At 56.9% G+C, this 12,088-nt stretch carries 13 protein-coding genes and 1 tRNA gene; 8 read left to right on the forward strand and 6 right to left on the reverse strand.

Features of this window, described 5'->3' with window-relative positions:
- Positions 1–78: 78 nt before the first annotated feature.
- From LN415_01645 to LN415_01655, 3 genes are read right to left on the reverse strand one after another with little or no spacing between them, the layout of a single operon-like run.
- Entirely contained in the window at positions 79–816 is a 738-nt protein-coding gene (locus LN415_01645; protein ID MCJ2555798.1) for an RAD55 family ATPase, read from the reverse strand.
- A 1-nt stretch (position 817) separates the two neighbouring features.
- Positions 818–1,387: a hypothetical protein gene (locus LN415_01650; GenBank protein ID MCJ2555799.1), complete on the reverse strand. Its 570-nt coding sequence runs from the start codon at positions 1,385–1,387 to the stop codon at positions 818–820.
- Positions 1,388–1,390: 3 nt separating this feature from the next.
- On the reverse strand, positions 1,391–2,158 hold the full coding sequence (locus tag LN415_01655) for an AAA family ATPase (GenBank protein MCJ2555800.1): 768 nt from the start codon (positions 2,156–2,158) through the stop codon (positions 1,391–1,393).
- 113 nt (positions 2,159–2,271) lie between these two features.
- On the opposite strand from LN415_01655, the gene LN415_01660 reads away from it, so the two are divergent.
- Positions 2,272–3,570 (forward strand): orotidine 5'-phosphate decarboxylase, encoded by a 1,299-nt coding sequence (locus tag LN415_01660; protein MCJ2555801.1) that lies wholly within the window; start codon positions 2,272–2,274, stop codon positions 3,568–3,570.
- A gap of 2 nt (positions 3,571–3,572) precedes the next feature.
- Positions 3,573–4,817 carry a nickel-dependent lactate racemase gene (gene larA / locus LN415_01665; protein MCJ2555802.1) on the forward strand — a complete coding sequence of 415 codons (1,245 nt, stop codon included), beginning with the start codon at positions 3,573–3,575 and terminating at the stop codon, positions 4,815–4,817.
- Here larA and LN415_01670 read toward each other — a convergent pair.
- Together LN415_01670 and LN415_01675 are read right to left on the reverse strand one after the other, a co-directional pair.
- A complete protein-coding gene (locus LN415_01670) occupies positions 4,801–5,481 on the reverse strand; it encodes a site-2 protease family protein (protein ID MCJ2555803.1) in 681 nt (226 codons plus the stop codon). The genes larA and LN415_01670 overlap by 17 nt on opposite strands.
- Before the next feature lie 43 nt (positions 5,482–5,524).
- Positions 5,525–6,412 carry a hypothetical protein gene (locus tag LN415_01675; GenBank protein MCJ2555804.1) on the reverse strand — a complete coding sequence of 296 codons (888 nt, stop codon included), beginning with the start codon at positions 6,410–6,412 and terminating at the stop codon, positions 5,525–5,527.
- 310 nt (positions 6,413–6,722) lie between these two features.
- Here LN415_01675 and LN415_01680 point away from each other — a divergent pair, with 310 nt between their 5' ends.
- From LN415_01680 to LN415_01705, 6 genes are all read left to right on the forward strand, one after another.
- Positions 6,723–8,573, forward strand: coding sequence for an ATP-dependent DNA helicase (locus tag LN415_01680; GenBank protein MCJ2555805.1), 1,851 nt, complete (start codon positions 6,723–6,725; stop codon positions 8,571–8,573).
- A 32-nt stretch (positions 8,574–8,605) separates the two neighbouring features.
- Entirely contained in the window at positions 8,606–9,211 is a 606-nt protein-coding gene (locus LN415_01685) for a Kae1-associated serine/threonine protein kinase (protein MCJ2555806.1), read from the forward strand.
- A complete protein-coding gene (locus LN415_01690; GenBank protein ID MCJ2555807.1) occupies positions 9,208–9,756 on the forward strand; it encodes an XTP/dITP diphosphatase in 549 nt (182 codons plus the stop codon). The genes LN415_01685 and LN415_01690 overlap by 4 nt, the downstream gene beginning before the upstream one ends.
- Before the next feature lie 16 nt (positions 9,757–9,772).
- Positions 9,773–10,450 (forward strand): small multi-drug export protein, encoded by a 678-nt coding sequence (locus LN415_01695; GenBank protein MCJ2555808.1) that lies wholly within the window; start codon positions 9,773–9,775, stop codon positions 10,448–10,450.
- The gene (locus tag LN415_01700; GenBank protein ID MCJ2555809.1) at positions 10,440–11,402 is read left to right on the forward strand and encodes an NAD-dependent epimerase/dehydratase family protein; all 963 of its coding nucleotides are present in this window, start codon (positions 10,440–10,442) and stop codon (positions 11,400–11,402) included. Before LN415_01695 ends, LN415_01700 begins: the two co-directional genes overlap by 11 nt.
- A 34-nt stretch (positions 11,403–11,436) precedes the next feature.
- A tRNA-Pro gene (locus LN415_01705) sits at positions 11,437–11,511 on the forward strand.
- A 24-nt stretch (positions 11,512–11,535) separates the two neighbouring features.
- On the opposite strand, the gene LN415_01710 is transcribed toward LN415_01705, so the two are convergent.
- Positions 11,536–12,088 (reverse strand): aldo/keto reductase (locus LN415_01710; protein ID MCJ2555810.1); only part of this gene is annotated, 553 nt, incomplete at its 5' end.

Below are 12,088 nucleotides of genomic sequence, written 5' to 3' on the forward strand. Positions count from 1 at the left end.
TACCCTACAGCTATTACTTTAGGCTCTGTCCGATATAAACGTTTCGCTTGAAGAATCGATAACAGGAACGAGCACCAGTTATTTCGGTGTGATACCCTCTTTCGTTATGGTGTACTCGTGGATTCCAGTCATCTCTGGATGGTTCCTCACTTTCCTGATGACAAGGTAGTTCTTGAACGTGTTCTCTACCCTCTCCCTCTGAAGCTCGATCGAGCAGTCTACTATCTCCTCAACGCTGCTCTGGGTGCGAGTAGCATAGACTCCCGTTAACAGTGTGAGCAGAGCCACTCCCTCCTGATGCTGGGTGTGACCCTTTATAGTCCTCAGGGAGGAAAGGACGTCCACATGGTCGTAGTACTCCAGGAAGAAGTCCAGCGAGTCCACCACGACTCGGAACGGAGGATCCAGTCTGGACGTCTCGTACGTCAAGGCGGTGAGGAAGTTCATCCCGCCCCTGTCATCCACCTTCTCCTTCGTGGCAGCCATGAGATCCTTCATCGTTATCCCCTCCTGGCGGTAGCGGCTTATCTCGAGCTCCTTGGAGAGCACGTTGTCGTAGTACTGGTCAGCGATGTTGATTATCTTCATGCTCGACTTCCAGCCGAAGTGCTCCATCGTGGACGTAACGTCCAGATCCCTCTCCGTCGTGGTGAAGTAAGCGACGTTCTCGGAGTCTATCCCCGCGCTCGCGAACTGCTTCGCGAAGAGCTCTGTCCCAGAGCCAGGCGGTCCCGCGACCAGCAGGGTGAAGCCCCTGGGTATCCCATCCATGAGGGACTTGTCCAGAGCGGGGATTCCTGTTGTCACCGTGTCCATTCTACTCACCCGCCGCGACGATCGTCTCGTCAACCACGATATTGAGCATGTTCGAGATATCCTCGGACCTGTACTCCTCCATGGAGAATATCACTGTGTACGCCTTCTTGGCCCTGAGATTGTTGACGAGAAGGTGAAGGAACTCAGAGAGTATCTTCGTGTTGTTGTGGATTGCGAGCGAGTTGATGGAGTCCAGGATGACGATGTCGTTCTTCCCCTCTGTTCTCTTTATGAGGTACTCGACCTTGAGCATCAGGTTCTCCAGCATTGTCGGGCTCTCCACGTAGATGGTGTGTTCATGCTTGGATGCCAGGCTCATCATTATCTGGGATATGCAGTCCACGAAGTAGATGTCGGACATGTCTATCTCGAGGACCTGGAGTGCGTTGACTATCGATTGCGACGGTATTGTCGATGTGATGTAGATGCTGTCCAGCTCCTTCTTGACAGCGAAGTTGTCGAGGATTCCCCTGATAACGTCGAAGTAGTGCTCCGCCCGTATCTGCAGCGCGACCGCCGACGACTCGGGCAGGGTCAGGAGCTTATCAGCAACGTTGGTGGTTACACTCATAGCCTATCCTCCCGCCACGCTCCCTCCCTTCAGCAGAGGCACCAAGAGGACTCCGGCCGAAGTCAGGTCCAAGACATACTTCGTCCGCGAGTGCTGGGTACCCCTCATCTTCACCACCTGCAGTGTTCTGAGCAGGTCCCCTCTCCTCTCCAGATTGCCCATGAATATGATCCCGTCCGCGATTGCCTCTTCGACGCCGAAAAGAGAGTATCTCTCCTCTGCGGGGGATATCTCGGAGACGAGTACGCTGGTACAGCCAAGCGAGGACAGCGTCGCTCCGATCTTGAGAATGAAGTCCCTGATCTTCTCCTGGGTCCTGAGCCTGTAGCAGACGGATGTTATGGAGTCTATGACGAGCCTCTTCACGTCCATCTCCTTGACAATGTCCGATACCGCTCTCACAAGGACATCCACCTCTTCCAGCGAGAACTCCAGCTTATTCAGACCCAGTCTTTCGTAGACGACCGGCATGTCGACGAAGATGAGCTTTCCCTTCTTTATCAGGCTCTCCTCGAAGAAGTCGTACGGAATGATGTTCGTCAGCAGCTTGGAGGACGCCTCAGTGACGGATATGAACAGACATGTCTCGCCGTCAAGCGCTCCGTGAACGAGGAACTCGAGGCTCAGGGTCGTCTTTCCTGTTCCGCAACTGCCGGTTACGAGGATAGTGTTCCCTCTCGGTATCCCTCCGTCCAGAGCGTTGTCCAAGCCCTGGATACCTGTTACGCATCTCTCCCGGGTTGAGGTTGAAAGGTCCACCTTAGGTGCCATTCTCAGACCCTATCATACAGGCTTCTTATATTTCTTTTCTTGTCGATATCAGGCCAAGAAACACGGCTGGGGTCGACGATACGTTTTTAAATCGTGATGTGTGTTGCTGAACCATGGCGGAGGAGGCAAGACTCCAGGTCGCGCTTGACCTGATGCAGCTCGATAGGGCCATTCAGATAGCAAGGGAGTCCGTTGAGGGTGGCGTCGACTGGTTGGAGGCGGGAACGCCGCTGATAAAAAGCGAGGGGATGGAATCGGTTAGGGCGCTCAAGAAGGAGTTCGCTGGCCAAAGAATCGTCGCGGACATGAAGACGATGGACACTGGAGCATTCGAAGTCGAGATCGCATCCAAGGCGGGTTCGGACATAATCGTGATCATGGCGCAGGCGGATGACACAACCATCCTGGAATCAGTGAAGGCCGCGAGACGCTATGGGTCGGAGATCATGGCGGACCTGATAGGCGTTGAGGATCCCGTTCGGAGGACAAAGGAGGTCCAGGAGCTCGGGATCGACTATCTCTGCGTGCACGTCAGCATCGATGAGCAGATGATAGCCAAAGGGCCGCTAGAGACGCTCAGGGCGGTCTGCGAGGTTGCGAGGGTCCCCGTGGCCGTGGCGGGTGGACTGAACTCTGAGACCGTGGCGGAGGCCGTGAAGGCCGGTGCCAGCGTCGTCATTGTGGGCGGGGCGATTATAAAGGCCGCCAAGGTCAAGGAGGCCACCGAAGCGATAAAGGAGGCCCTCAGGACACAGAAGATAGTCAAGACGGACCTCTACATGAAGTACGGGGAGGAGGACCTGAGGGAGGCCTTCGAGAAGGTGTCCACTTCCAACATAGCGGACGCCATGCAGAGGAGGGGCCCAATGGAAGGCATAGTCCCCCGCATAACGCATGGTACGAAGATGGTCGGTCGGGCAGTCACGGTGAAGACGGTCGACGGTGACTGGGCGAAGCCTATAGAGGCCATCGACGTCGCGCAGGAGGGTGAAGTGATAGTCATCGACGCAGGGGGCGGAAGAGTCGCGCTCTGGGGCGAACTGGCCTCTTGGAGCTGCAAGATGAAGGAAGTGGCCGGCGTCGTGATCGACGGGTCGGTGAGAGACATCGATGAGATAATCGAAATGGGTTTTCCCGTGTTCTCGCGACATATATCCCCCCACGCTGGCGAGCCCAAAGGTCACGGTGAAATCAACTGCGAGGTCTCGTGTGGCGGGCGGATGGTTTCTCCGGGTGACTGGATAGTCGGAGACGGGACCGGTGTCGTCGTCGTTCCGAAGAGGGGTTCCGTGGAGATCGCGAACCGCGCCCTTGACGTCCTTGAGCGGGAGAACAGGATTCGCGAGGAGATCCGGAGGGGCTCAACCCTGTCTCAGGTTCTCGATCTGAAGAAGTGGGAGAAGGTGGGATAGTAGTGAGAGTGGAGGTCCCTTATGGCGACGGGACCCTCTCGGCTGCAATCCCTGAGAGCGCCCACGTGACCGTCCTCGAGCCAAAGGAGGTCCCGCCGAAAGATGAGATCGGGCTCCTGAAAGAGGCGATGTCGGACCCGATATCCTTCACACCGCTTTCCGAGTTCCTGAGCAGTAGTAGCGAGCTTCTCATCGTGGTAAACGATGCGACAAGGCAGACTCCCACCGCAAAGGCGCTGGAGGGGCTGAGTGAGATCCTTCGTCACAAGAAGCCCGAGTTTCTGATCGCCACAGGGTCTCACAGGGCCCCGACCGAGGACGAGATGGGCTCCATTTTCGGGAAGTTCCACCACGAATACAAGGATCGGATCGGCTACCACGACTCCAGGAACGGCGAGATGGTCGAGCTCGGGGTCACATCGCGGGGAACGCCTGTGAGGGTTAACAAGAAAGTCCTCGAATTCGACAAGATCGTTCTGATAAACTCAGTAGAACCACACTACTTCGCTGGCTATTCTGGCGGGAGGAAGTCGATCCTCCCCGGGGTCTCATCGTACGAGACGATCGAGGCGAACCACAAGTTCGCTCTGGAGCCAGCCGCCAGGACGATGTCATTGAAAGGGAACCCGATCCACGAGGACATGGTCGAAGCCGTCGGATTCCTGGACCAAGAGAAGCTGTTCTCCATCAACCTCGTACTGGACGGGCAGAAGAGGATATACTTCGCCGGTGCGGGGGACATCACGGATTCCTTCATGGAAGCCGTCAAGTACTCTCACGAGGTCAACTCCGTCCCGGTGAGGGGGCCCGCCGACCTCGTCATCACTGCAGCATCGCCGCCCTCGGATATCAACCTGTATCAGTCTCAGAAGGCCCTCGACAACGCTAAGCTCGTCGCCCGGAAGGGGGGAACGATTGTCTTCGTTACGAAATGCAGGGAAGGAATCGGGAAGAGGGAGTTCTTCGATCTGATCGCGAGGGAGGACGATCCAGCCTCCGTAATCGAGAAGCTCAAGTCAGGCTACAAGCTCGGCTGGCACAAGGCAGCGAAGATGGCGGAGATGGCCATGGAGTTCCAGATTCTCGCCATAACGGCTCTACCGCCAGAGAACATCAGGAGCATCTTCATGGACCCGTTCTCGGACCTGCAGTCCGCCATCGATCACGCACTTCGATCTCTCGGAGAGGACCCATCTATCGCGGTCATGCCGGCCGGAGGACTCACGGTGCCTAGAGTCCGAGAATGACGAGGATTTGGCCGAAGAACCAGGCGGTAGCGAGCAGAGTGCCCACGATGGCAACGGTCAGAGCATAGACTCCGATGTTCCAGCTGAGGACCTTTGAGCCGTCAAATGGAGGGAATGGAATCATGTTGAACGTCCCCAAGATGAGGTTGATGAAGGCGATGGTCAAAGGAACGAAGACCCACCCCGGCGCAACGACGGCAAGGGCGAACGCCAGTGCCAGGAACGCACCCCCAACGGCAGCGTTCATCAGTGGGCCCGCCACGCTGATCTTCCCGTTCTGCGCCTTCGTGATTCGGCCACTGATATACACCGCGCCGGGGGCCGCGAAGATGAACCCCATCAACGCCGTGGCGAGTGCGAAGAGCAGCCCAAAGGAACTCATGCGGAACTCCGCCCAGCACCCGTACTTCTGGGCGAGGAGCTTGTGGGCCATCTCATGAAATGCAAAGCCAGTGACGACCGCGGCCAAGGAGACGCCGAAATAGAACGCGAACTCGAACGGGTCAATCTCATAGTGCAATGGCTTGGTGAAGAATATCGTGAAAGCCAGAGAGAGAACGAATATCGAGATCCCTATCTGTTGGAGCTCGACTCTGCTGAACCTTAATCTTGTGGGCGGTCTGGCGACGTACGTGGCGCGGTAAGAGCTGTTGCTTCCAGGCACACCTGCAAGAGACCCCTCACCATTAATAGACTATCGGTTCAGGCTACAGGTTGAACCTGGCACCGCAGTTCGGGCACTCGAACCAGCTCTCCTTGAGAAGGAAGTCGCAGAGGGGACATCGGAGCACATGGCTCTCCCTCTTCTTCACCTGAGACTTTATGATGTCGAGGCTATGCTTCTTGAACTCCTCGACATCCGCACTCAGAAGGCTCTCGAGCTTGGAGACCTCGAATCCCTTCTCCCTCCAGGCCTCTATCTGGTTCCTGTACTCCTCCCGCTCGATCTCTGTCTCGTCCAGTTCCGCGATGGCGGTTGTGATCTCCGAACGCATCTCCTTGGAGGCCGCTGACCCGTGAACAGTGTCCTTAACGAACTCGTACAGTTCATCCATATACTCCCCAAGCTTGAGTGTCTGCCCGTTTACCTGGAGATCAAGGAATGCCGCCCCTGCCGCTGCGCCGCATATCTTGCACCTGAGCTCATTGGCATCCAGTGGTCCCTTGCACCTCGCGCAGGCGAGCTGGTCTTTGTCCTTCTTCTCCGTCAACATCAGTCCGGAGAGCATCAGCCTTCTGGCGATGATCCTGTGAAGTCCACGCCTTCTTTCGGCCGGGGGAAGGCTCATCCCGATCAGGTCGGAGAACGACTTGATCCCCTTGTCGTATAGTTTCCCCGCCATGTCCTCTGTGACACCAGGGATTAGTCGGAACCTATGGACAGCCTCGCCCCTGCCCGCGTCGTATGTTGGCTCCTCCTCCAGCGTCCCGCCGCATGACGGGCACATCGCGATGTAGGAGTCGTACGCCTCCCCGCAGCTATGGCATTCCACTTCCTTCTCGGGAAAGATCGTGCCGCACCTTGGGCATATCATCTCCGCAGGGGAAGAAGACAGTCCGCATATGCCGCATATCTGCTCGCTCGCGCTTGCCATAGTATCACAAGTGGGGAGTGTGGATGCTATGCGAAAGAATCCTCTGGACGATACTTATGCTTTCGTTTTTGATTATCATCGATGAAAACCATCCAGCAGGGGTGCATTCAACTCTCCCTCTCGACGTCAGACACATAGTCGATGCGATCACTGCCCTCGGAAGCCTCTCCGTGATTTGTCCTTGGCATGTGTCGTCGAGGAATCCCTTTGTGCAGGATTTTCCGGGGAGCCAGACTCCCGATGACCTTGTCCATTTTCATGATACAGACCCGCAAGATACTAAACCTCAGTCGCCGTGGTCGTGGAGAGCATGAGCGGAGAGGGATGCTGTGTATCGTCGGATGTCGGGGTAGATCTCTTCCCGTTTCCCAGACCCAGGAAGGGTCAGGACAGCTTCCTGCAGGAAGCCAGGGAGGCTCTCTCATCGGGTCGCCATCTTCTCGCCCAAGCACCCACGGGCCTTGGCAAGACCGCGGTGGCGCTAACCGCATCACTCGAGGTTGCACTGCAGAACGGGCTGCTGGTCTTCTTCCTCACATCCAAACAGTCTCAGCACAGAATAGCGGTCGAGACCCTTCGCAAGATCTCAGACATCCGAGAAGGGATAATCGCGGTTGACATAATCTCTAAGCAGTCGCTCTGTCCTTTGTCCGGCTCGCGGCACTCCTCCTCGTTCCAGGACTTCTGTGAGTCGAGGATCGCCACGGAGACCTGTCCTTACTACCGGCGGTCAACCAAACCACTGGTGGACGTGGTCCGAAGGCGAATCCTGCATATAGACGAGGTCGCCCGGATCTGCCGCGCGTTTGGAAGGTGTCCGCACAAGACGGCCATGGACTGCCTCCCAGAGGCGGACATCGTCATCTGCGACTACAACTACGTCTTCTCCCCCTTGCGCGATATCATACTGGAAAAGACGAAGAGAGCGCTGGAGGACATCCTCGTCGTAGTTGACGAGGCCCACAATCTGCCGTCGAGGATCAGGGACCATCTGAGGGGCGAGACTGGACCTGAGGAGATTCTGGCAGCCGCGAAGGAGGCGAAACATATCGACCGCGGCCTGGCGGGCGTCCTGAAGGCTCTCGCCAAGGAACTCGAGGCGCAGTTCGACGAAGAAACGAGGGAGGTGAGCGAGGACGCGATACTCGCCCCGTTGCGCGGTGCCATGGGGGACAGTGAACGCTCGGGCGCCTCGTTCCTGAGCGGTGTGAGAAAGAGCGGGGAGGCTGTCCTCGCCAGGACAGGGGGCACGTCGCTTCTCAAACTCGCGGACTTCCTGGACGGATGGGCGGGCAATGGGAACCCGATTCTCAGAGTCCGAAGCGGGGAGGAGAAGGAGCTCTCCTATCTGTTCCTGGATCCCTCCATGATAAGCCGCGAGGTCTTCGAGAAGGCGCATTCCTCGATTCTCATGAGCGGGACGCTCTTCCCCGCCGAAACCTACTCTGACCTCCTGGGCATCCCCAAGGCGAGGTGCGTCGTGAGAACGTTCATCTCCCCCTTCCCTCGGGAGAACCGACGGATCGTCCTCGCCGCGAAGATGACGACGCTCTTCAAGCAGCGCGGAGACGCGACATACCAGGCGTACGCGAACCTGATTCTCACGGTGTCCTCCCTTATTCGCGGGAACCTGGCCGCGTTCCTCCCCTCATACGAGTTCATGGAGAGCGTCCGACAGAGGATGACGCTGACCGAATGCGGAAAGGAGATGCTCGTTGAGAAGCAAGGGTCCACGAAGGAGGATAAGGACCTCATTCTGAGACGCTTGAAAGAGGTCCGGACGAACGGAGGAATCCTCCTGGCGGTTATGGGCGGATCTCTTTCCGAGGGTGTGGATTTCCGCGACAACCTACTCAGCGCCACCGTGATGTGCGGAATCCCGCTGACGCCGCCCACGGTGGAGAACGAGGCGCTCCGGAGATACTACTCCTCCAGATTCGGGAGGAGCAGGGGGTTCGACTATTCCTACCTCATTCCGGCCATGAACAAGGTCGTCCAGTCGGCGGGAAGGTGCATACGCAGCGAATCCGACAGAGCGGTGATAGTATTCGCGGACAGGAGGTTCACATCTGGCAGATACAGGAGATTCCTGCCCAAGGAGCTCTCTGGTGGTGAGGAGGACGTGGAGAAAGCCGTGGGGGAGTTCTTCGGAACGGCATGACATTTTTATGCCCAAAGCCCTTGCCGAACCGAATGCTCATCAAAATCGGGGCGGAGGCCCAGCTTCGCCTGATCACATGGAAAGGTAAGAGAGCGGTCGAGAAGTTCAGGGTCCCGAAGGGCTACAGGATCCCGGCGCTCGACGAGAGGCTCAGGACATCGAGGATCAGGACAGAGGTGAAGCTCATGACCGAGGCCCGCACACTGGGGATCTTCGTGCCAATAATATACGATGTGGACATTGTGGAGAACAAGATAATCATGGAACACATCGACGGAAAGCAGGCGAAGGAGATCATAAGCTCTGGCGCTGAGGCTGAGGACCTGTGCAGGAGAATAGGCTCCATCGTGGGCATCCTGCACTCGAACCATGTAATCCACGGTGACCTGACGACCTCCAACATGCTCGTCTCCGACGGTGACATCTACCTGATAGACTTCAGCCTGGGCAGGAAGAGCCAAGGGATCGAGGACAAAGGGGTCGACCTCCACCTGCTCAAGGAAGCCTTTTCAAGTGCCCACTCCGAGAGGTTCCACCTCTTCGATCATGTCATGGCGGGATACCGAGAGGAATGCAAGACGGCCGATGCGATTGTGGAGAGAATGACGGTGATTGAGGGGCGGGGTAGATACACTTGATCCGCTTTGTGACGACGAACAAGGGGAAGCTCCAGGAGGCCGAGAGGATCCTGGCGGGGATAGGAACGGACATCGAGATGATTTCCATGGAATATCCTGAGATGCAGGGCGAGTCGCTGAAGGAGGTCGTTCTCTTCGGGCTGAACTGGTTGCGTCAGAAGGTGGAGGGCGATGTGATCATCGAGGATTCCGGTCTGTTCGTGGAATCACTGGGGGGATTCCCCGGGGTCTTCTCGTCCTACGTGTTCAAGACCTTGGGCATGGATGGCATCCTGAAGCTGATGGAATCAGAGAAGACGAGAGGTGCCCATTTCGAGAGTTGCATCGGACTCTTGGTGGATGATGAAGCAGTTACGTTCGGCGGGACGTGCGAGGGCACGATTTCCGAGCGGACGAGAGGATCAGAAGGCTTCGGGTACGATCCGATATTCGTTCCCAAAGGCGAATCGAGGACCTTCGGAGAGATGGAGACCGATGAGAAGAACAAGATCTCGCACAGAGGAGACGCCTTCCGGAAACTCGCCGGTTACCTCCAGTCAAGGTGAGGCGCCGCGTTCCGCCGTGAGGGGAATCAGAGCGAGCCTATCGTTTCTAGCTCTTCCGATCCTTCTCCCCGTCCTTGCATTGGTTCTTGTGTGGGCACTGCTCGGTTCGGTGATGATGTATGCCGCGCTGGCCTCCATGATCGCCTATCTTATCGGACCCTTGGGAAGGGAGCTGGTGATTCCCGCCGCGGTTCTCCTTCTCATGGAAAGCGTCTCAGTCGGGATCTGGGAGGTGGTCGCGATCTCCCTATCCGTTGCCTGTGTGGACGTGTCACTAGCGCTCTTCGTTGTGTGGAACTTCCCCCTCGTGAGGAGGTCCAAGTACCTTGCGAGAATCACCGACCGGATCGAGAATGTCTTTACGAAGAGGCTAGGCGGCGGCCCGACCAGGAGGGGGTACGCACTCTTGGCGGCTTATGTCGCCTTCCCGCTCCAGTTCAGCGGCGGGTTCATCGCCACAATCATCGGCAGTCTCCTTGGCTACGACCCGCGAAGAATGGTGTTCGCGGTCACGGTGGGCTCCGTCATAGGCTCTCTCACAATGGGTCTCCTCGCGTATCTGGTCGGGAGACCGACACTGGACCTTCTTGCCCTGGGCGCGCTGCAGCTGGCGGGAATCTTAATAGTGGTGGGCTTCATTATCGCTGCCGTCTACCTTTACCACTCGCACAGGAGGAAGAAAGATGAAGATTGAGAACAGGAAAATCCTTCTCACCGGCGGAGCGGGATTCATCGGGAGCCATCTTGCCGACGAACTGCTTCGCTTGGGGAATGATGTGGCGGTCGTCGACAACTTCAGCAGCGGAAGAAGGGAATTCATAAGCCATCTGGAGTCGAACGAGAGATTCTCTCTCAAGGAAGCGGACATACTCTCCGACGACGTCGAGCCCCTGATCGGGGATTCCGACTGCGTCTTCCATCTTGCGGCCAACCCAGATGTCAGGCTCGGTATCGAGGACACCCGCGTGCATCTTGACCAGAACATCATCGCGACCTATCGTTTGCTCGAAGGGATGAGAAAGACCGGGGTGAAAGAGTTGCTCTTCACGTCCACTTCCACGGTCTACGGCGAGGCGAGCCAGATACCTACCGCCGAGGACTACGGCCCGCTCGTCCCGATATCGCTCTACGGCGCCTCGAAACTGGCCTGCGAGGCTCTCATCTCGTCCTACTGCCACACGTTCGACCTGAAAGCCTGCCTCTATCGATTCGCCAACGTGGTGGGGTCCAGGAGCACGCATGGCGTCATACACGATTTCATCGAGAAGCTGAGAGCCGATCCCGCGAAACTCGAGATACTCGGACGGGAGCCCGGGACCGTGAAGTCCTACTGTCACATATCCGACTGTGTTCAAGCTCTGGTCCATGGATGGAAGGTTCTCTCCGAACCCGTGGAGATGTACAACATCGGTAGCGTGGACGCGATCGACGTGAAGAAGATCGCAGACATAGTATCCAGGGAACTGGATCTGGAGCAGGTCGAATACGATTGGACGGGCGGCGTCGATGACGGGCGAGGATGGAAGGGGGACGTGAGGAAGATGCAGCTATCCATCGAGAAGCTGAAGTCAACCGGATGGACGCCCAATTACGGGAGCGAGGATGCCGTTAGACTGGCAGCTCGAGAACTGATTTCCGGGGAATGAGCTTTAAATAGTCTTACCACGCTTTTTCGTGGAAGGGCCCGTAGGGTAGTTTGGTCAATCCTTGGGGCTTTGGGAGCCTTAGACTCCAGTTCGAATCTGGGCGGGCCCACTCTTACTATTTGCAGAGGTCTCCCTACTTGAAGACCGGTTGAATGGCAAATTCCTCCGCGAGCGCGACCATGTCTGCCTCCGACGGACGTGCTTCGAATCGATTGGCTGCATCCAACACCTTGGGCAGAAGCTGCATATCGCCCGTTGTGATCAGAAAGCTGTCCTGAAAGCCCAATGACCACTGCACCGACTTATCGATGGCATCCTGGGTCTCTAACGGTTCATAGAAGTACGTATTGTAAGTCTTGGAACCACCCCGACACGGCCACCGAGCAATGGATTTCATGGTTTGTACCGCAGCATTGCGATTCCGGCACATCTCAACCAACTCATTGAAGTCAGCTGCATAACGGGGATTCTGCATCATCATATAGTTGTACGGCAATTGGACCGTATCGAAATCAAATCGCTCCAAGCTTTGTTTATGCATTGCCGGCACTTTGCTACCGTGGCCAGTCACTCCCAGAAACCGTACCCAACCTTCGTCACGCGCTTCAATAAGGGCCTCCAAGGCACCCTCGGGCCCCATCGCCTTTTCCCATCCCGCCGGATTGGTCAGGCCGTGCATCTGCCAG

The sequence above is a fragment of the Candidatus Thermoplasmatota archaeon genome (genome assembly GCA_022848865.1).
In the GTDB taxonomy this organism is placed as follows: Archaea; Thermoplasmatota; Thermoplasmata; order RBG-16-68-12; family JAGMCJ01; genus JAGMCJ01.